Annotated in this window: 15 protein-coding genes; 6 read left to right on the top strand and 9 right to left on the bottom strand. The window is 71.8% G+C overall.

Annotated elements, in window-relative coordinates; all coding sequences use genetic code 11:
- Positions 1-96: 96 nt before the first annotated feature.
- Together ACZ7LV_RS03345 and ACZ7LV_RS03340 are read right to left on the bottom strand one after the other, a co-directional pair.
- The gene (locus tag ACZ7LV_RS03345) at positions 97-939 is read right to left on the bottom strand and encodes an alpha/beta fold hydrolase (protein ID WP_471935190.1); all 843 of its coding nucleotides are present in this window, start codon (positions 937-939) and stop codon (positions 97-99) included.
- Between the two features lie 241 nt (positions 940-1,180).
- Entirely contained in the window at positions 1,181-2,131 is a 951-nt protein-coding gene (locus ACZ7LV_RS03340) for an alpha/beta hydrolase (protein ID WP_471935188.1), read from the bottom strand.
- 274 nt (positions 2,132-2,405) lie between these two features.
- Between ACZ7LV_RS03340 and ACZ7LV_RS03335 the strand changes: the two genes are divergently transcribed.
- A complete protein-coding gene (locus ACZ7LV_RS03335) occupies positions 2,406-4,463 on the top strand; it encodes a SpoIIE family protein phosphatase (RefSeq protein WP_471935186.1) in 2,058 nt (685 codons plus the stop codon).
- 197 nt (positions 4,464-4,660) lie between these two features.
- Here the strand turns inward: ACZ7LV_RS03335 and ACZ7LV_RS03330 are convergent, their stop codons facing one another.
- On the bottom strand, positions 4,661-5,290 hold the full coding sequence (locus ACZ7LV_RS03330) for a GntR family transcriptional regulator (protein WP_471935184.1): 630 nt from the start codon (positions 5,288-5,290) through the stop codon (positions 4,661-4,663).
- Positions 5,291-5,522: 232 nt separating this feature from the next.
- Between ACZ7LV_RS03330 and ACZ7LV_RS03325 the strand changes: the two genes are divergently transcribed.
- The gene (locus tag ACZ7LV_RS03325; RefSeq protein WP_471935182.1) at positions 5,523-8,975 is read left to right on the top strand and encodes a phosphodiester glycosidase family protein; all 3,453 of its coding nucleotides are present in this window, start codon (positions 5,523-5,525) and stop codon (positions 8,973-8,975) included.
- Positions 8,976-9,028: 53 nt separating this feature from the next.
- Here the strand turns inward: ACZ7LV_RS03325 and ACZ7LV_RS03320 are convergent, their stop codons facing one another.
- Both ACZ7LV_RS03320 and ACZ7LV_RS03315 read right to left on the bottom strand, forming a co-directional pair.
- The gene (locus ACZ7LV_RS03320; RefSeq protein WP_471935181.1) at positions 9,029-10,018 is read right to left on the bottom strand and encodes a hypothetical protein; all 990 of its coding nucleotides are present in this window, start codon (positions 10,016-10,018) and stop codon (positions 9,029-9,031) included.
- Between the two features lie 100 nt (positions 10,019-10,118).
- On the bottom strand, positions 10,119-10,550 hold the full coding sequence (locus tag ACZ7LV_RS03315; protein WP_471935180.1) for a hypothetical protein: 432 nt from the start codon (positions 10,548-10,550) through the stop codon (positions 10,119-10,121).
- A gap of 204 nt (positions 10,551-10,754) precedes the next feature.
- Here ACZ7LV_RS03315 and ACZ7LV_RS03310 point away from each other — a divergent pair, with 204 nt between their 5' ends.
- Positions 10,755-11,897: a helix-turn-helix domain-containing protein gene (locus ACZ7LV_RS03310; RefSeq protein WP_471935179.1), complete on the top strand. Its 1,143-nt coding sequence runs from the start codon at positions 10,755-10,757 to the stop codon at positions 11,895-11,897.
- Between the two features lie 237 nt (positions 11,898-12,134).
- Here ACZ7LV_RS03310 and ACZ7LV_RS03305 read toward each other — a convergent pair whose 3' ends face one another.
- The gene (locus ACZ7LV_RS03305; protein WP_471935177.1) at positions 12,135-12,659 is read right to left on the bottom strand and encodes a GNAT family N-acetyltransferase; all 525 of its coding nucleotides are present in this window, start codon (positions 12,657-12,659) and stop codon (positions 12,135-12,137) included.
- 194 nt (positions 12,660-12,853) lie between these two features.
- Here ACZ7LV_RS03305 and wrbA point away from each other — a divergent pair, with 194 nt between their 5' ends.
- Both wrbA and ACZ7LV_RS03295 read left to right on the top strand, forming a co-directional pair.
- Positions 12,854-13,474, top strand: a complete 621-nt coding sequence (gene wrbA / locus ACZ7LV_RS03300) for an NAD(P)H:quinone oxidoreductase (protein WP_471936085.1) — start codon at positions 12,854-12,856, stop codon at positions 13,472-13,474.
- Positions 13,475-13,675: 201 nt separating this feature from the next.
- A complete protein-coding gene (locus tag ACZ7LV_RS03295; protein ID WP_471935175.1) occupies positions 13,676-14,146 on the top strand; it encodes a nuclear transport factor 2 family protein in 471 nt (156 codons plus the stop codon).
- A 24-nt stretch (positions 14,147-14,170) separates the two neighbouring features.
- Here ACZ7LV_RS03295 and ACZ7LV_RS03290 read toward each other — a convergent pair whose 3' ends face one another.
- Complete coding sequence (locus ACZ7LV_RS03290; protein ID WP_471935173.1) at positions 14,171-16,279, bottom strand: SpoIIE family protein phosphatase; 2,109 nt, start codon at positions 16,277-16,279, stop codon at positions 14,171-14,173.
- Positions 16,280-16,515: 236 nt separating this feature from the next.
- On the opposite strand from ACZ7LV_RS03290, the gene ACZ7LV_RS03285 reads away from it, so the two are divergent.
- Positions 16,516-16,908 (top strand): thiol-disulfide oxidoreductase DCC family protein, encoded by a 393-nt coding sequence (locus ACZ7LV_RS03285; RefSeq protein ID WP_471935171.1) that lies wholly within the window; start codon positions 16,516-16,518, stop codon positions 16,906-16,908.
- A 66-nt stretch (positions 16,909-16,974) separates the two neighbouring features.
- Here the strand turns inward: ACZ7LV_RS03285 and ligA are convergent, their stop codons facing one another.
- Both ligA and ACZ7LV_RS03275 read right to left on the bottom strand, forming a co-directional pair.
- Positions 16,975-19,038: an NAD-dependent DNA ligase LigA gene (gene ligA, locus ACZ7LV_RS03280; protein WP_471935169.1), complete on the bottom strand. Its 2,064-nt coding sequence runs from the start codon at positions 19,036-19,038 to the stop codon at positions 16,975-16,977.
- Between the two features lie 50 nt (positions 19,039-19,088).
- Positions 19,089-20,198, bottom strand: coding sequence for a WxL protein peptidoglycan domain-containing protein (locus tag ACZ7LV_RS03275; RefSeq protein WP_471935167.1), 1,110 nt, complete (start codon positions 20,196-20,198; stop codon positions 19,089-19,091).
- Positions 20,199-20,263 lie beyond the last annotated feature (65 nt).

Genomic DNA, 20,263 nt, shown 5'->3' with positions numbered 1-20,263 from the left:
TCCTCGGCTGTGCTCGTCGGTGTCGCCGGTGTGTGCGGGAGGGGGAAAGGACCGGCACCCCGGTGTGACGGCCCTTTGCCCCGTGGGCCGCGCCGGTCAGCGGACCGTGCGCGCCGCCCGCTCGATGACGTGGGTGACCGTGTCCGGCTGGGACACGCTCACCGCGTGGGAGGACTTGACCTCCTTGATGTGGGCGTCGGCGCGCTTGGCCATGTAGAGCTGGAGTTTGCGGGGGATGATCCGGTCGTCGGTGCCGACCACGGCCCAGGAGGGGATGGTCTTCCAGGCGGGCTCACCGGACGGTTCGTTCAGCGCGGTGCCGGTGCCGGGGCGCTGGGTGACCGCCATCAGTCCGGCGGTGCGCGCGGGGACGTCCGCGCCGAAGGCCTGGTGGAACTTGGACTGGTCGATGTAGAAGTCGAAGTCCTTGGAGCCGTCCGGGTTCGTGATCGGGACGGGTCGCAGGACCTTGCCGATGACGCTGCCCTCGAACTTGCCCACCAGTTCGTTGGCGCTTTCCCCCTTCTCGGGAAGGAAGGCGTCGGCGTACACGAGCGCCTTGACGTTGTCGGCGCCGTGGGCGGCGTTGCTGATCACCGCTCCGCCGTAGGAGTGCCCGACGAGCACGACCGGCCCGTCGATGCCGGCGAGGAGGTTCTTGACGGCGGCGGCGTCGATGCTCACGCCCCGCAGCGGGTTGGCCGCGGCCACCACCGGGTAGCCGTCCTCCTTCAGCCTCTTGATGACGCCGTTCCAGCTGGAGGAGTCGGCGAACGCGCCATGGACGAGGACGACGGTCGGCTTGCCGGCCTTGGAGGGCGCGGGCTTGGCGGCACTGGCCGGGCCCATGGTCGTGGCGAGGAGGCCGGTGGCGACAGCCGCCGTGGCCGCGAGGGTGAGCGGTGTCCGGGCACGCCGAAGGCGCGAATGACGGTTCACGAGATGGCCCTTTCGAGGCAGAGATTGGCGGCCGGTCCGGACAGTGGACGTGGCCGCATGCGGCAGGCGCGGCTGCCGCACGTCTGGAAGGAACGCACCGTGCGCCGGGGCGGAACAGGATCATCACCGTTCTACGCCCGTGAGTTCCGCGCGCACGAGCGCGGAAGAGCTGTCAGGTCAGCTCTGTCGAAGCCGTTCAGGTGCTGCGGACGCGCAGCACGGGAGTCTCGGTCGCGGAGTCTCAGTTGCCGTGCAGGACGGTGCGCAGGGTGTGAACGGCCTGCTGGACCGCGGCCGTTGTGGCCTGCGTGGGCCGCAGCGGGTTGAGCATCATGAAGTCGTGCAGGATGCCGTTGTAGCGCAGGCTCGTGGTGGGAACCCCGGCCTGGGTCAGCTTGCGGGCGTAGGCCTCGCCCTCGTCACGCAGGACGTCGTTCTCGTCGACGATGACGAGCGCGGGCGGCAGGCCGGCGAGCTCCTCCAGGGTCGCCCGCAGCGGTGAGGCGGTGATCTCGGCCCGCTGGGCGGGGTCCGTGGTGTAGCAGTCCCAGAACCAGGCCATGCCCCGCGCGGTGAGGAACGGCCCGTCGGCGAACTCCCGGTAGCTGTCGGTGTCCTGGGCCGCGTCCGTGACGGGGTAGTACAGGGACTGGTGCACGAAGGTCACGTCGCCGCGCTGCTTGGCCATGTGGGTCAGGGCGGCGGTCATGTTGCCGCCGACGGAGTCGCCGGCCACCGCCAGGCGCGAGGCGTCCAGGCCCTCGCCGGCGCCGTTCGCGACGATCCACCGAGCGGTCGCGTACGCCTGCTCGATGGCGACCGGATACCTGGCCTCCGGGGAGCGGTCGTACTCGACGAACACGAGGGCGGCGTCGGCCCCGACGGCCAGCTCGCGCACCAGTCGGTCGTGGGTGCCGGCGTTGCCGAGGACCCAGCCGCCGCCGTGGACGTACAGGACGACCGGCAGGGTGCCTTCGCTGCCCACGGGCTTGATGATGCGTACCCGCACATCCCCCACCTCGGCGGGCACCGTGATCCACTTCTCCTCGACGTCCGGCTTCGCCACCGGCGCCGCCTGCAGGTCGTCCAGGACCTTCCGGGCACCCTCCGGGCCGAGTTCGTAGAGGAACGGCGGATTGGCCGTCGCATCTGCAATCTCCTGCGCCGCGGGTTCAAGAACGGGACCGGTCATCACTGCACTCCTTGGGTCGGCGGGCCATTTGCTGCTTACAACCCTTATGACAAAGGACATCTGAAATGTGTGACACGCGCGAAGCGGTGCCGCGCGACCCACCGGACGTCACTCTCGGTCAGCCGCCGTCACGGAGAGGCGGTCATGGTGCGCCGTGGGCGGCAATAGCCCGTCTTGCCCACAATGGGGAAAGGCGATCGGGTTTGTCCACCGCTCCCGGAGTACTCCCGAAGCGGCCGCGCGACCCGCGCGCCTCAGGCGGAAGGAACAAGCTGTGCGACCTGATCGGCCGGGAGACGAAGGGGAGCTGTTGCGGTCGGAGCCCGGCTCCCTGCTCGAACACGTGTCCATCGCCGTCTTCGGTATGGACGAGGAGGACCGGATCTGCTTCTGGGGCCCCGGCGCCCACAGCCTCTTCGGGCACGCCCCCGACGGAATCCTGTCCGAGCCGGCAGCGTCCCTCTTCCCCGGCCCGCCCGAGGGCAGCCCCGGCGCCGCCGAGAGGCTCGCGAAGCTCGCCCGGACCCTCGGCTACTGGCGTGGCAGGCTGCCGGTGCTGCATCGTGGCGGCGCGGTTTTCGACTGCGGGTTCCGGGTCTTCCCCGTGACCGGGGCCATGGGGCGATCGGTGGTGATGGGCCTGGCGGCCAGGAGCCGCGAACTCGACCGGGTGAAGACCAACCTCGCGTTCCTCGACGCCCTCTTCGAGACGTGCCCCATCGGCCTGGTCATGCTCGACGAGGACCTGCGGTACGTCCACCTCAACCAGGCGCTGGCCGAGATGGACGGCCTGTCCGTCGACAGCCATCTCGGGCGCCCCGTCGACGACATCATGATCACGTCTGACGGCGGTGAGCACCGGCACATGCTCCGCGCCGTCGTCGCGGGCGGCCCACCGGTGGTCGGCACGCTGGTCGGACTGCGCACCCCCGGCCACCCCGACCGTGACCAGGTGCGCTCGGTGACGTGGTTCCCGCTGAACCGGGCGGCCGGCACCCGGCCCGGACTGGGCGGACTCATGGTGGACGTGACCGACCGGGAACAGGCCATCCTCGAAGCCACCGCCGCACGTCAGCGACTTGCCCTGCTCAACCGGGCGACGGCCAGGATCGGCACGTCCCTGGACGTCGGCGTCACCGCCCAGGAACTCGTGGACGCCGCGGTCCCGGACTTCTCGGACGCCGCCGTGGTGGAACTGGTGGACCGGCGGGGCAACCCCGAGGTCTTCGATCCCCGACAACCGCTGATCACCCGCCGGATCGCCTCCGGCACCGTCCTGCCGCCGCCCGCCATCGAGCTGGTCAGCGGCCTGGAGACCGTGACGTACCCACCGGGCTCCAGGATCCATGAGGTGCTGCGGACGAACCGCCCCGTCACCTTCGGTGTCGACGCGAACTTCGCGACGACGACCGTCCTCCACAAGGCACGCGCCCGGCTGCTCCTCGACAGCGGCCTGACCTGTATCACCATCGTCCCGCTCATCGCCCGTGGCACGGTCCAGGGGCTCACCATGTTCGGGCGCTCCGCCGCCCGTCCGACCTTCGACGAACAGGATCTGGGGCTCGCCGCGGAACTGTCGTCCCGGGCGGCCCTGTGCCTGGACAACGCGCGGCTCTACAGCCGCGTCCAGGACATCGCGCTGACGCTGCAACGTGCCCTGCTCCCCTCCGCCCTGGCGACCAGTGCGCACGTGCAGGTCGCCCACCGCTACGTTCCCGGCAGCCGCGTCACGGAGGTCGGCGGCGACTGGTACGACGTGATCGAGCTGCCCGACGACCGGGTCGCGCTCGTCGTCGGCGACGTGATGGGGCACGGTGTCCAGGCCGCGGCGAACATGGGCCGGCTGCGCATCACGGCCAAGGCCCTCGCCCGGCACAAGGAGGACCCGGCCGACCTGCTCGCCGAGCTGGACTCCTGCGCCGTGGAGGCGGGCATCGAGCTGGCCACCTGCCTTTACATCCGCTACGACGCCAGGAGCGGCCGGGCCCGCATCGCCAACGCCGGCCATCCCCCGCCGCTCGTGCTCCGGGCCGACGGCACCGTCGAGACGATCGGTGACGTCCTCGGCGTCCCCCTGGGAGTCGGTGGACAGCCCTTCGCGACGACCGAGGTCGACCTCCCCGACGGCGCGACCCTCGCCCTCTACACCGACGGCCTCATCGAGGCGCGGGACCGGGACATCGACCAGGGCGCCGCGCTGCTGCGCACCGAGCTGAGCGGCGCGTCGGGTCCGCTGGAGGAGATGGCCGACCACATCCTGGCGCGCCTGCTGCCGCACCCTCCTCATGACGACACGGTGCTCGTCCTCGCGCACGTCCGACGGGCCGCCTGAGCCGCACGCCCTCAGCCGATCGGCGCCGCCATCGCCACCACGTCGTACCGCAGGCCGATCACGTCACCCGTGTCCGGGTCCCTGGGAGGTCGCGTCGGTGCGCGGGGCGGTGCCGGTGCTGGACAACCGCAGGCTGGGCCGGGCCTGACCGGCCGGGAACCGGCAACGGGCCACCGGCCACCGGCCACCGGCACGCGCTACCAGCCGGCGAGCAGGACCTTCAGGGTCGAGTCCAGGTGGCCGTCGATCGCGGTGCGCGCCGCGTCCGCGTCCCCGGAGGCGAGCGCCGACAGGATCGCGTGGTGCTCCTCCAGCACCGCGGCCTGCCGTCCGTGCTGGTTGAACAGCGCCACCACGCCGGCCCGGACCTGACGGCTGCGCAGCCCGTCGTAGTGCCGGTCCAGCAGCACGTTGCCCACCGCGGCCACGATCGTCGCGTGGAAGAGGTGGTCCACAGCGATGAACTCCTTGGCGAACTCCGGCCCGCTCAGCGCCCGCTGCCGCTCCAGGATCTCCCGGAGCTCCTCCAGCGGGGCCTTGCCGTCCGCGATGACCCGCTCGGCCGCGTAACGCTCGACGATCCCGCGCAGTTCCATCAGCTCGTTGAGCTCGCGCCCCGTCAGCGGCACGATCTGGGCCCCGCGCTTGGGCACCAGCCGCACCAGGTCCTCGGCGGCCAGCAGCAGCAGCGCCTCGCGGATCGGCGTACGTGACACCCCGATGCGATCGGCGAGCTCCTGCTCGGAGAGGAACGTGCCCTGCAGCTCAGGGTCGGTGAGCACGTGCTCCTTGAGGAAGGCGTAGGCCTTGTCCCGTCCCGATGCCACAGCGACCCCCTCCGTTGCATACAACTGGTATACGAACTTACCACCGGTCGGGCGCCCGGTCAGGCAGGACGGATTCGTTGAAAGTTTACTCAACTTGACCAAATGCGGTACGAGAGCATTCCTCCTGCTCATCTGCGGCGCCCGGAACGGAAACCTGTGATCCGCCGAGTCCGTGTGCGGTGGACGTGCGCGCCGGTGTCCACCGGCGCGCACGTCCATGAGGAAACACACGATGAGACTTCGCGCAGACAGACCCGCGGGGCCCGCCGCCCGCCGTACCGCGGTGGCGACCGCGGTGGCGCTGGCGCTGGCCGGCGCCGTGACGGGAGCAGGACCCGCCGTCGGTTCCGCCGATGACGCGGCGACCGCCGACAGCTACGCGGCACACGGGAGTTGGCTCCCGGACACACCGGAGAACTGGCCGCTGGTGGTGGACTCCGGCCGTACGTCGGCCGAGACCGTCACGCGCGGCCTGGAGCACCACAGCGAGACCTACGACACCGTCGGCGGACGTCAGCACCTCCAGGTGCTGCGGGCCGACCTCGGCGATCCGAACCTCCGGGTCGGGATGGTCCAGGCCGGCGACACCCTCACCAACCCGGCGGACGAGACCCCGTCGTCCATGGCCCACCGCACCCACGCGGTGGCCGGTGTCAACGGCGACTACTTCGAGATCCACGCCAGCGGACGCCCGCTCGGCGGCATCATGACCGACGGGCGGCTCCTCAAGAGCCCCAAGCCGGGCTTCGCGTCCCAACTGGGCGTCAAGCCCGACGGCAGCATGGTGATGGGTCCGCAGACCTTCTCCGGGACGATCACCGTGGGCTCCACGACCCGCCCGCTCACCTCGGTGAACACCGTGAACGACGTGGCGTCCGGCGGCATCACCGAGGTCACGCCCGCCCTCGGCGAGACCCCGGGCCTGGCCAGGCCCGCCACCCTGGCGCTCGGCCACGTCACCGACGACGGGTTCGTCGTCGACGACATCACCACCGGCCTCACCACCGTCCCGCGGCTGACCGCCGGCCAACTCGGCCTGCTCGGCGCCGGAGACGGCGGGCAGTGGCTGAGCGACACCCTGCGCGGCGGCGACCGCGTGGGCCTTGCCACCCGGCTCTCGCCCGACAACGACCTCACCCAGCTGATCAGCGGTGTCGACACGCTGGTGAAGGACGGCAAGGTCTACAAGGACCCGACCGGCACCCCGCCGAGCGGCGCCAACCCGGAGACCGCGGTCGGCGTCACCGAGGACGGCAAGCACGCGATCGTCGTCGCCGTCGACGGCCACGGCGGCGCCGCCACCGCCTTCGGCATGACCCGTGACGAGGTCGCCGGCTACATGGTCGCCCACGGCGCCCACTCCGCGATGCTCTTCGACGGCGGCGGTTCCACCGGCATGGTCAGCCGCGCCCCCGGCGCGCACCAGGCCGAGCTGGTCAGCACGCCCTCGGACCTGCCCGGCAACTCCGAACGCCCGGTGGCCAACGGCATCTTCTTCTACTCCACCGCCAAGGCGGCCGGACCGGCCGTCGAGGTCGTGGTGAACGGCGGCGAGAAGGTCACCACCGTCGCCGGCGGCTCCGTCCCGCTCCCGGTGCACTCGGTCGACCGGTACGCCAACCCGTCGGCCGGCGAGGTCCACGTCCGCGTCGTGCCCCCGTCCCTCGCGTCGTACGAGAACGGCAGGCTCACGCCGCACCACGCGGGAACGGGCCGCATCATCGCCTCCGACGGCAAGGCCTCGACCTCGGAGAAGCTCGAGGTCGTCAACAGGCTGGAGACGCTCACGGTGTCGCCGGACAAGGCCGACCTCGACAACGGCGCCACCCAGCAGCTCACCCTGTCCGGCACCGTCAAGGGCGGCGAGGAGGTGCAGATCCCCGCCGAGGCCGCCACTTGGAAGGTCACGCCGGAGGAACTGGGCCACGTCGACGCGCACGGCCTGTTCACGGCCGATGCCGACCACGGCGGGCTCGCCGAGGTCAGTGCCCACGTCGCGGGCGCCACGGGTACCACGTCGATCGCCGTCGGCAGCGTCAGCAAGGTCGTCGACCCGATGACCAGCCTCGACGTCTGGCGTCTCAGCAACAACACCACCGGCAAGCCGGCCACCCTGGCCGCCGATCCCGGCGTCGTCCCGCCCGGCTCGACCGAGTCCGGCTCCCTGCGCCTGGACTACTCGATGCCGGCCGGCTCCGGCGTCAAGCAGTTGGTCCTCTCGCCGCGCACCACGCTGAAGACCGACACCCACGAGGGCCAGGTCCCCACCGGCATCGGGGTCTGGATCAAGGGCGACGGCAACGGCATCGAGCTCGCCGAGAAGTACATCGGCGTCAACGGCACGTCCACGACGCTGTATCCGACGTTCGTCACCTGGAAGGACTGGCACCTCGCGGTCGCCCAGCTGCCCGCCGGCATGCAGTTCCCGCTGACGATCAGCTTCATCGACTTCCTGGCCATCAGTCCGAGCACCGCCTACAGCGGCTCGCTCAACGTCGCCGGACTGCAGGCGCTCTACTCGCCGCGACCGGTCACGGTCCCCGAGTACCGCCCGATCCCGGACAACCCGAAGTGGCTGTCCTTCGAGCAGGACTCGGCCGACTTCGCCAGGAAGGGCACCACCCTCCTCGCCGGCGACGACGCGCACCTGCTCGCCAGCGACCCCGGGTCGGTCAGCAGCAACGTCATGGACTCCCTCGCGGAGCGGCTGCCCACGCTCAGCCCGCAGGCCCGCCCGGACGCCGCCCAGTTCCTCGGCGACATGTCCGACGACGGCAAACCGGTCGACCTGCAGTACGCCAAGTCCAAGATGGACGCCCTCGGCATCCCGGAGCGCGACATCGTCGGCAACCACGAGATCACGCAGGGCGCCGACGCGGAGAACGGCAACTACAGCGACACCTTCGGTGACACCCACTACGCCTACACCCAGGGCGCGGCGCGGATGATCGTCACCGACAACTCGCACGGCAGCCTGCAGTCCTCGGACCCGTTCCAGGACCCGGCGGGAGCGCAGTACCCCTGGCTGGTGAAGCAGTTGACCGACACCACCGCCAAGGACGTCCTGGTCATCACCCACATGCCCGCGTACGACCCGCACCCGGCCGCGAACAGCCAGTTCACGGACCGCTGGGAGGCGCGGATGTATCTGCGACTGGTGCAGCGCTACCAGGAGACCCACCCGAAGCAGCACGCGATCATGATGTACGGTCACGCCCGCGGCTTCGCCGAGCAGATCCTCGACCCCGAGGGGCGGAGCACGACCGTCGAGCAGGGCGGCATCCCGCAGTTCACCTTCGCGGACCTCGGCATGCCCGCCTACGCCCCTGCCGACCAGGGCGGCTTCTACCACTTCGGTCTGGTCCGCATCGGCGACGACGGTGACCTGCAGTACACCGTCGAGCCCGCGTTGGCCTCGATCGGCGTCAAGGGCCCCAAGGATCCGATCGCCAAGGGCGATCGGATCGCCCTCACGGCGACGGGTGACATGATCGCCGGCGACAACATCGCACCGCTCACCATCCCGATCGCGGACCCGGCCTCCCATGTCTGGTCCTCCAGCAACCCCAAGGTCGCCTCGGTGGACGCCGCCACCGGCCACCTGACCGCCCACCGCGCCGGGACCGTCACCGTCTCGGTGACCTCCGGCGGCATCACCGGCAGCGCCCAGGTCGTCGTCCGCTGACCTGACTCGTCGAGGGGTGCCCGAGCACGCTCGGGCACCCCTTCGGCGTTCCGTCAGGGGGCGGCGTGCGCGGCGCCCCGCAACACCCGGGCGGCGTTCGCTGCTTCACGGGCCCGCAGGGACTTCCATGCGGCCGCGTCCTCCTTGTGCCCGGTCAGCCAGTCGCGCTGCAGGGCGGCGAGACGGCCGTAGCCGCGCTCCAGGTAGCGGGTCTGCTTCTTGCATTCGAGGTCGGCGGCCACCGACTGATCGCCGGTGAGGTCCGTGTCCTTCGGGAGCCGCTGGGCGAACGCACGGGGGTCGGAGGCTCGGATGCCCGCTTCGGCCATGCACCTGCGCCAGTCCCTGTCGGCGGCACGGGAGGCGGCGTCGCCGGCCAGACCCGCCGCCGCGTCGCGCTCCCCCTGGTCCAGGACGAGGCGCAGCGCGAGATCGCGCTCGCGGCCGTCCTCGCCGAGGAGACGGGTTTGCGCCTCGGCAAGGCACCCGGTGGCGGGCCGGGTGACGCGGACGACCTCGTTCCGGGCGGAGATCCTGCGTTCCGGGTCCCCGTAGAGGGCGCGGTCGAAGTCCTGTCCGCGGTGGCGTTCCACCGGTTGACGCTCGGTTCCCGCCGCTCGTGCGCCCGGCGGGTCGACGGATTCGATGCCGAAGGAGGACGTGACGGAGCCGGTCGCCTCCGAACCCGCGGCCGGTTCGGGTGCCGGTTCGTAGGCGAAGCCGTGGCGCGCCATGCAGGTGGCGACGAGCGACTGTTCCGCCCGGTGCACCTGGCGGGCCTTCTCCGGCGACGAGTTCAGCAGTTTCTGCAGGGGGAGCGCCGTGCGCAGGGTGGCCGCACGGTCCGGCGGCTCGTCCTGCCCTCGGTCGTCGCGATGAAGGGACCAGCCGATCGTCGCCGCCACCACGACCGGCGTGACGAGGAGCAGGGCGGTGCCGGCGCTGCGACGCGCGCGTCGGCGCGGCTGCGCACGCGCACCCGAACGCCGGCCGGACTCGGGCGGCGGCCCCGAGGGGCCGGGAGGTGGACTCGTCGGTGGCATCGGGCGTCCTTCCGGCTGGCGGATCCGTGTGCGGCGGGGTGCCGGGACCGACGGGGCGGGGCGGCAGGCCGGCCTGCCGTCGCCCCGTCGGCCTGGCCGGTCAGTAGCAGCTGATGCTGGTGGTGCCCCGCAACTGGAGGGAGCTGGCCGTGTTCTGCTGGCTGCCCGGCAGGTAGTCGACGTACGACCCGGGGTTCACGCAGAACAGGAAGCCGCTGTAGCCGGAGTTGACGTAGTAGTGGCTCTCGTAGCCACCGGTGCTCGAGTTGCTCGCGGAGACCGTGTTGTCGTTGACGCCCTGGCCGCCACCCGCCCGGGTGGTCAGCTGGTTGAAGGTGTCGCCGGCGAAGTTGCTGTCCGAGTTGAAGTACGAGTGGCGAGCCGAGTCGTTGATCCCCAGGTAGAACACGCAGTGGTTCCCCGAGGTACAGTTCGGGCCGGCCGAGGCGGGGGCGGCAGTGGCGAGCAGTCCGGCCGAGGCGGCCATCGCGGCAAGGGCGGCGGTGAAGCCGAGCCTTCTGCGGATGCGCATGTCTGACTCCATTCTGCGGGTCGGATGCACCGGCCTTCCGCCCCTCCGTGGGGGAAGGGCGTCGGCCGGAGCGAGCGGAGCCACTCTGCTGCTTGGGGTGGGAGAAGGTCATGTGCTGGGCGCGCACAGTGATTGGCCGACGGCGCACTGTTGAATTCGGGACCAGGCTCCCACCATGTACCCGGGGGACACACGGGGGGCGTTGTGCGCAGGGTGGCCGATCTGGACGAGGTACCGCGCGCCGAGCGGGCGTCGGCGTGGGAAGCGATCATCGCTCGGGGCGCACTGCCGATGAGCTGTCGATTCCTGATCCCGGAGAACTGCCGGGCACGGCTGGCTTCCATGCCGCTGGGTGGTGTGACACTGGCGGAGGCGAGTTACAGCGCGCTGGTCGCGGAGCGGACGCCGCGTCTCATCCGGCGCGACGACCCGGAGTTGTACGAGATCGCCGTGGTCGTCGCCGGCGACCAGGGCATCGAACAGGCACGGCAACGGGCGCTGGTCAGACGCGGGGAGATGGTGCTGCACGACTCCTCGCTCCCGCTCACGGCGCGAACGGCGGTCACCGCGGGGATGTCGGGGGCGTTGATCCTGCAGTTCCCCAAACAGCTGGTCCGCCTGCCCGAGTCCCGGATGAGGGAGTTGCTGGCGGTGCCGCTGCCCGCGGCCTCGGGGGTCGGGAAACTGCTGGCGACGCTGCTACGGGGCCTCGTCGAGGAGTACACGGAACTGTCCTCGCGGGATCTCGTCCGGGCCGGCCAGAACGTGCTGGACCTGACCGTGGCCGTCCTGGGGCACTTCACCGACCGCGATCCCCGCCTCACCCCCGAGTCACGGCGGCATGTCCTGTACCTGGAGTGCGCCGCCTTCGTGGAGCGGCATCTCGCCGATCCTGAACTCTCCCCCGGCCTCGTGGCCCGGGCGCACGGGATCTCACCGCGGTATCTGCAACTCGTCTTCCAGGAGCAGGACGCCACACCGTCGTCGTTCATCCGCGAACGCCGCCTCGCGCACTGTCGTCGTGATCTGGCCGACCCCCGACTCCACGCGGTGCCGGTGCACGCGATCGGCGCGCGCTGGGGCTTCCCACGGGCGTCCGAGTTCAACCGGGCGTTCCGGCGCAGGGAAGGGGTGTCGCCCGGCGCGTACCGGCTGCTGGTCCGGGGCGGTGGGGCGGGCTCGGGGCACCACCCGGCCCGGTCGGTGCCCCGGGGCGGGAGTGCCCCCGCGTCAAGTCGATGCGCCTCGCCGGCGGTTGCCGCGCCAGGGCGGGTGACGTTGCCGAACCCGCGCTTCCCCACAACGGGCGGTGCAGCCCCCGTCGGCAGGAGCGACAGCTCCGGATAGGCCCGCGGGCTCGGTGGGGCGGCCTTGCGAGAGCGTCCGGCACGCCGCGCGATCCGGCCCGGCGGGCGCCACTCTCCCCGCAGGCTCTTGCACATCCGGCGCCCGTCGGCAGGAGCGACAGCTCCGGATAGGCCCGCGCGCCCGGTGGGGCGGGCCTTGCGAGAGCGTCCGGCACGCCGCGCGATCCGGGCCCGGCGGGCGCCACTCTCCCCGCAGGCTCTTGCACATCCGGCGCGGTCACCGCGTGCTGGTGCCGGCGAAGACGGCCGACGGCGGCTCCCCCGGGGCGTAGCGGTCGGAGAGCCCTTCGGGAACCAGGCCGGCCTTGTGCGCGACCCGCACGGACGCGTGGTGCGCCGGGTCGATCAGAGCGACGACACGTGCCACGCCCGCGGCGTGGGCGTACCGGACCGCCGCGGTGGCGGCCTCGGTGGCGTACCCGCGGCCCCAGCGCGGGCGCGCGATGTGCCACCCGATCTCGCGCTCGCCGGGGTCGCTCCCGAGCGGGCGCACATAGACGTCGCCGACGAAGCCGGCTCCCGCCGCGTCCACGGCCCAGAAACCGCAGCCCGGGCCCCGGGCCGCGACGGACCGCCAGCGGTCGATGTCCTCGAGGATCACGCGGACGTCGGTGGCGGGCTCGTCTCCGGTGTACCGGCACACCTCCGGGTCGGACCACATGGCGAACGCGTCGGGCGCGTCGGCCGCCGTGAACGCGCGGACGGTGAGCCGAGGGGTGCGGAAGACGAGGTCAGGGAGCACGCGCACGAGGATAGGGCGATGCCCCCTCGTGCGACGTTCGTCACCCTCGCACCGGTCGTCACCGGCGCCCCAGAATGGTTTATGGTTCAACCAACACCCCGCTCGACGGGTGCCAGAACCAAGGGATGAAAGCCGTCATGGGCATCTTCCGCCGCAACCGAACGTCCTCCCCCGACCACACGGAGATCACCACAGTGCCCAGCCCCGTAAAGCTCGCTGTCATCTACTACTCCTCCACCGGGACCGTCTCCACGATCGCCCAGGAGATCGCGCAGGCCGCCGAGAAGGCCGGCGCCGAGGTTCGCCTGCTCAAGGTCGCCGAACTGGCTCCGCAGGCCGCGATCGACTCCAACCCCGCCTGGGCCGCCAACGCGGCGGCGACCGAGGGCATCCCGACCGCGACCCCGGACGACATGGTGTGGGCCGACGCCGTGATCTTCGGCAGCCCGACCCGCTTCGGCAACATCGCCTCCCAGCTCAAGCAGTACATCGACACGCTCGGCGGCCTGTGGGCCCAGGGCAAGCTCGCCGACAAGGTGTACAGCGGCTTCACCGCGACCGCCACCACGCACGGCGGCCAGGAGTCGACGCTGCTCGCGCTGTACAACTCCATCCACCACTTCGGCGGCATCCTGGTCTCCCCCGGCTACACGGACGCCGCCAAGTTCGCCGACGGCAACCCGTACGGCACGTCGCACGTCGACGCGCAGGGCAACAACCCGGTCGACGAGACCACCCGTACCGCCGCCCGCGTCCAGGCCGAGCGCGTCGTCACGATCGCCGCCCGCCTCAAGGCCGGACTCGCCGCCGCCTGAACCACGCCTTCGACGTCGTAGGCCGTGAACCGATGCCCGTCACCCGCACACCGCCGTGCGAGTGACGGGCATCAGCGGTGCCGGAACATGGGCGACACACCGTTCGGGGTGGAGGAGGACACGGTCCGCGGTCGGCATAGTCCCGTGCAGGAAGTCGGCCGGGAGCCGGCGAACGCACGAAGAACGAGCGGAGCGCGGCACATGGATCATCCGACGCTGGACGCCTTCGACGCGGTCGACGTGATCGGCCGGTACTTCCAGTTCTGCGACGCCAAGGACTTCGACGGGATGCGCGGCCTGTGGACGGACGTGGTCTCCGTCGACTACGGGGGCGTCTTCCCGCTGCAGGGCCAGGTCGAGGCCGACGCGTTGAAGCGCACCATGAGCGAGCTCCTGGGCATGATCCCGCTGACCCAGCACATGGTCACGTCTCCCGTCGTGGACGTCGAGGGAGACTCGGCCACGGTCCGGTTCCACCTGGAGGCCCTTCACCACCACCCGGGCCTCGGTACGGACACGTCGGCCACCGACTGGACCCTGTACGCCCGCAACGTGATCGGCCTGCGCCGGACACCGCACGGCTGGAAGGTGGCGTCCGAGAAGTTGAACGTGGTGCATCAGACCGGGAACACCGACTTCGTCTCCGACCTCGCACGCCTGGCCGCCGAGTGAGCCTGTGGACGTCGCGTTCGCGCGTCACCTCATGGTGCGCATCAGCAGCATGGCGACGTCGTCGGTGCGGGGGATGCCCCGCAGGGCGTGCCGCAGGAGGGCGTCGACGAGGGCGTCGATGTCGTCGGCGGGGGTAAGGGCCAGCTGACGGGCGAGGTCGGCGACGGCGTCGTCGATGTCGATCCCCGGGGCTTCCACCAGCCCGTCGGTGTAGAGGGCGAGAGTGGTGCCCGGCGGCAGCGGAATGTCCATGGTGGCGTACTCGGCATCCGGGTTGATGCCGAGCAGCAGACCGGTGGGCACCGGGAGAACCTCGCTGCCGCCGTCCGGATGGCGCAGCAGGGGCGGCGGGTGTCCGGCCGTGGCGAGCGCGGCCCGGTGCTTCACCAGATCGAGGTGGACGAAGAGGCAGCTGGCGAACAGGCCGGGATTCAGGTCGCACATGAGCTGGTTCGTACGGGCCATGACTTCGCCGGGACAGGTACCCGCGGCGGCGTGGGCGTGGACGGCCGTGCGCAACTGGCCCATGAGCGCGGCGGCCTGGACGTTGTGTCCCTGGACGTCGCCGATGACCGCCGCGGCGCCGTCGGAGTCGCAGCGGATCAGGTCGTAGAAGTCGCCTCCGATGTCCATCCCGTGACCGGCCGACAGATAGCGCGCGGCCACGTGCAGACCGGGGATCACGGGAAGTTCCCGCGGCAGCAGGTCGCGTTGCAGAGCATGGGCCAGGCGCTGCTTCGCGTCGTACAGCCGGGCCCTGTCCAGGGCCTGGGCGACCAGGCCGGCCACGGACACCAGCAGGTGCCGTTCGGTCGGCGGGAAGCGCTTGGCCCGGTTGTAGGACAGCACCAGGAGCCCGACGGGGCGGCCACGGATGGCGAGGGGCAGGAAGGCCCACGCGTCCCTGCCGCCGTAGCGGACGGCGTCCGGATGGGCGGACCGGAAGTCCGCGAAATCGGTGAAGAAGGTGGGCTGCTGCAGCGTCAGTGCCCGTGCGGGCGGCGCGTCGGAGGTCAGGGGTTGGCCGTCGAAGGGGGCCAGGAAGGCCGGATCGTAGCCTCGGTGGCCGACGACCCTGAGCCGCCCCTCGTCCACCGTCATCAGCACCAGGCCCGACGCGCCGAAGGCGGGCACGAGCTGGTCGGCGACCCTTTCGGTGACGTCCTCCACCTCCACCGTCTCCGTCAGGCTCGCCGCCAGATGCGTCAGGTGGTAGAGCGTCGTGGCGCCGCCGGGCACGGCGGACGGCCGGGCGGGCTGCGCCTCCCGGGGCGCGTCGGCCGGCAGCGGTGTGATGTGCACGCTGACGCCGGAGGCGTCGGGATAGAGCTGGAAGGAAAGCCTGCGGTCAGGTGAGCGCGCGACGGTGAAGTGCGCGGGCCGGTGGCTGATGACGGAGGCGCGGAAGCGGTCCTCGAAGTGGGGCTCACCGGGCCATCGCGGGTGTTCCCAGGGGCGGACACCCAGCAGGTCGTCCGCGCTCGCCCCGAGCAGATCGGCCGCCGCGTCGCTGACGAAGGTGGTCCGGCCCTCCAGGTCCAGCGACATGGCCCCGGGCAGGCGGACCGCGAAGTCGTAGGCGGCCATGGTCTCGGCCGTGCCGGGCGGGTGCGGACGTACCGGCTCCAGCACCTGGGGGCGGGGCCCGGGCGTCACGGGGCGGCCGCTTTGCGCCGCCGATCCCAGCAACAGTCCCGCCCGACGGCAGAAGGTGTCGATCGCCTCGCGTTCGCCCTGTGCCAGCAGCGCGGGACGCGAGGCGGGCCAGAGCAGGCAGACCACACCCCGTACGCCGTCGCCCACGAGCACCGGCCCCGCCGCCACCGTGTGCTCCGGAACCACGAGGGCGAGCCTCGGGTAGTGCAGGGCCATCTGGTCGGGACTCTCGACCCAGACCAGGCGTCTGTCACGCACGGCCTCCGCCGCCGGGATCGCCTCCTCCACCCTGATACGGGCCCACGGAGCGGCGATGTGCCAGGACATCCCGTACAGCATGGACAGCTGCAGCACCGGCTCCCGCGACGGCAGCAGGAACAGCATGCCGCCGGAGGGCTCGGCCTCGCGCACCAGGTCGCGGAACAGGGTGGCGAGCTCGTCCCATTCCGGCCCTGAACCGGCGGCGGCAGGCTGCACGCCACTTCACCGACCTTCCGAAGCCACGACCGGGATCTGGGCGGGAAGAGGGTCCGGGCCACGGGGCCCGCCCCGTAGCAGTCACCTCCCGCCGACGGGCGGACGTCCGTCCGTCACGGGCACCCGCTCCACAAAAGGGACAATAGTCACTCAAGGGAGATTAAGCGCGCAGATCAGCCCGGTCGCGGACGCCCCGGGTGAGCGTTTCCGCGCGGCGGCGCGGCACCATGGACAGCATGCGGACGCAACCTCTCCTCGTCTTCGACGGCGACTGCGGCTTCTGTACGGCCTGCGTGGCCTTCGCACAGCGGCGGATCGGACCACGCTGCGAGGTCGTGCCCTGGCAGCGGGCGGGACTGGATGCGCTGGGCGTCACCCGCCACAGGGCCGAGTACGAGGCCCTGTGGATCACTCCCGACGGCACGGTGCACGGCGGCGCTCAGGCGGTGGCCAAGCTCCTGGCGAGCGCGCGTGGCGGCTGGGCGGTTCTGGGAGCGGTGTTGCAGCTGGCGCCCGTGCGGTGGCTGGCCCATGGCGTCTACCGCGCCGTCGCCGACAACCGCCACCGCCTTCCCGGTGGCACACCGGCCTGCGCGCTGCACGCCACGCACCGGCACGACCCTCATTGACCGCTTCTCCTTCTGCTCCCGCCGCCTGCTCCTGCTCGCGGCGGCAGCAGCCGGCCGCCGTGGCGCTCAGTCGAGGAAGTCGGCCACGAGTTCGGCGAACTCCTCGGGTGAGAGGACCTCGACCCCCAGTTCCTGGGCCTTGAGGGCCTTGGAGCTGGGCTTGCCGCTCGCGGAGGGTGCGGCCACCAGGATCGACATCTTGGCGCTCACGCCGCTTCCGGCCCGGCCGCCCGCCTTCTCTATCAGCGCCTTCATCGTCTCGCGCGCCAGGCCCTCCAGCGGCCCCGTCATCCTGCCGGTCACCACCACGACCTTGTCGGCGAGCGGCCCGTTGCCCGTCGTCGACGTCTGCTCCTCGGGTTCGATCATGTTCACGCCCGCCGCCACCAGCTTGTCGATGACCGGCGCGAGGGCGGCGACCTGCTCGACGACAACCGGTGCCTTCTCCGGACCGATGCCCTCCACGGCCTGCATGGCGATGGCGTCGGCCCGGCGGATGGCGTCCATCGTGCCGAAGTGTCGGGCGATCCGGCGCGACATGCTGCGTCCGGTACCGAGGACCCCGAGGGCGCAGAAGACGCGGCTCAGCGGGCGGGCGCTCGCGGCCTCGATCTGCTCGGCCAGCTTCGCGGCCCGTTTGGCGCTGCCCGCGGCGGCCGTGAGCTGTTCCGGCGACAGGGTGAACAGATCGGCGACGTCCTGCACGTCACCGGAGTCGACGAGCGCCTTGACGTACGTCCTGCCCAGGCCGTCGATGTCGAGCATGTCGCGTCCGGCCGCGTACTCGATCAGCGCGGGCAGCGCACAGGACGTGCCCTGCGCGCACCTCCACCGCTCCTGTCGCCTGTCGATCTCGCCGCCGCACCGGGGGCAGGCCGTGGGCAGGGGCACCTCCCGCGCGCCGGCGGGGCGCAGCCGCACGACGGCGGCCTGGACGCGCGGAATGATGTCGCCCGCCTTGTAGACGGTGACGGTGTCGCCCAGGTGGAGGTCGCGCCGCCGGATGTCGGCCGGGTTGTGCAGGGTGGCCCGGGTGACGGTGGTCCCGTCGATCTCGACGGGCGCGAGAACGGCGGTCGGGGCGAGGACGCCGGTCCTGCCGACCTCCCACACCACGTCCTGGAGGACCGTCCGGCGCTCGACCGCCGGGAGTTTGAAGGCGATCGCCCAGTACGGGAAGCGGCTGCCGGACCCGGCGGCGGCCTGCTCGGCCGCGTCGTTCACCTTGATCACGACCCCGTCGATACCGAAGGGCAGACCGGGGCGCAGCGCGGCGATCCGGTCGACGCTCAGCTGTGCCTCGGCGAGCGTGTCCACCACGTGCAGTCCGGCCGGCGTGTCCGCGGTCGTGCGGACGCCGGCTTCGGCGACCGCGGCCAGGATCTCGGCGTGGGTGGCGGCGGCCGGCAGGAACGCCTCGCCGTCCAGTTCGGTGGCGCCGTACGCCCAGAACGTCATCTCCAGCCGGTACGGGCGGTCCTTGGCCCGCAGGGTGCCGGCCGTGCCGTTGCGGGGGTTGGCGAAGACCTGCGCGCCGTGGGCGGTGCGGACGGCGTTGGCCGTCTCGAACTGCTCCTGCGTGAACAGGACCTCACCGCGCACCTCGAAGGTGGCGGGGACCGGCAACTCCTCGGGCAGCCCCGCTATCTGGCCGATGACGTGGCTGACGTCCTCGCCGTGGACGCCGTCGCCGCGGGTGATGATCTGCACGAGCCGTCCGCCGCGGTATCTGGCGGCCACGGCCGCGCCGTCCATCTTGGGCTCCACGGTGAAGCCCCCGGCCGGAACGCGCCCGAGGCGTCGCTGAAGTGAGGCTTCCCAGGCCACCAGGCCGTCGGCGTCGAAGACGTTGTCGAGGCTGAGCAGCCGGGAGGTGTGGGCGACGTCGCCGGCCGGGGCGGCCCCGTCACCCACCTGCCCTGTGGGGGAGTCCGGTGCCCGTTCGCCGGGATGAGCCGCCTCCCAGGCCAGCGTCTCCAGCCGGAGCAGGTCGTAGGAGGCGTCGTCCAGCGGACTGTCGCCGTCGCCGTAGTAGGCCCGCGAAGCCTCGCGCAAGGTCGTGAGCGCGGCCTCGTAGTCGGCGCGGCTGGACAGGCTGAACTGCGCCTTTTCGGCGGGAGAAATCGTCATGCCGGTCATCTTGGCGCAGGGCACTGACAATGCCCTCGCGCTGCTTCAGGTCAACGGGTCGCCCGCTCGGCGGTGTCGGCGTCCTTCGGGTCGCCCTGTCGCGCGAGGGCCTCGGCGACGGCCTCGCGGACGCGTGCGTCCTCACGCCGCTTGCCGCGCTCGCGGCGGCGCCGGACGAGGACGACGGTCGCGGCGACGGCGGCGATCAGGGCGAGGGCGAGCCCCAGCAGCACCCACGGGACCGCCCAGCCGTGGGCCGTGCTCTCGACCGGGTCCAGGGGCGTGATCGAGCCGGCCGCGTCGGTGAGCAGGGGGGTGAGCCGGGCGGTGGCCGTCAGGGCGACCGTGGGCGCGACACCGCGCACCGGTACCTTGACCTGCCACTTCTCCCCGGGGAGCAGCTCCGGCGATGCCGGGATGTCGCCCGCCTTCGTCCGCAGCAGGCCGAACGGGCCCTCCACCGACAGCGACTGCCGCGCGGAGAGCAGAGCGTTGCCGGTGTTGTGGATCGCGTACGTGACGGTGGCGTCGCCCGTGCCGAAGGGGTTGGAGGTGCCCGCGTAGTCGACGTGGAGGTCCTCGATCGCGAGCCTCGGGTCGAGTTCGCCGCTGACCCTCAGCTTGACGCGGATGCCCAGTCGGCGGTCCACGTTGATGCCGCGTGTGTCGTCGGACCGGGTGAGCGAGGTGAGGATGCCGCCCACGTAGTCGCCGGGGGTGGCGTCGTCCGGGACCGAGAGGGTGAACGGGATCTCGGCGGACCTGCCGGGCCTGATGACGACGCTGTCGCGTGCGGAGTGCACCCAGGCACCGACCGCGACGGACTTCTTGTCCTTGGTGACCAGGTCGAGTTGCCCCGTGCCGGTGGTGTAGCCGTCGGCGGCGTAGAGGGCGAGCCGCAGCGGGGTTCTGCTGCGGTTGGCGACGACCATGGCGTCCTCGACCTTGCCGCCGGGGTTCACGGTGTAGGTGTAGCTGGACCGGTCGTCGCCGTATCCGTTCGCGGCGGTGCGCACCGTCCAGGTGACGTCGCCGTCGGCGGCCCGGGCGAGGCCGGCCTGGAGGCCGACGAGGGTGAGGGCCGAGAGCAGGAGCAGGGTGGCGGTGCGGGTGAGAGCGGTGGCGAGGCCGGCGGTGCGGCGGGTCGTGGACGAGCGCATGGCGGGGGTTCTCCTGGCAGGGGGCGGGGCGGACACCGGCCGGTGTCCGCCCCGCCGTCGATCGG

Source organism: Streptomyces sp. NPDC107562 (assembly GCF_055657325.1).
Note: the sequence above shows the minus strand (reverse complement) of the source record. Positions and strands in the feature narration are given on the sequence as shown.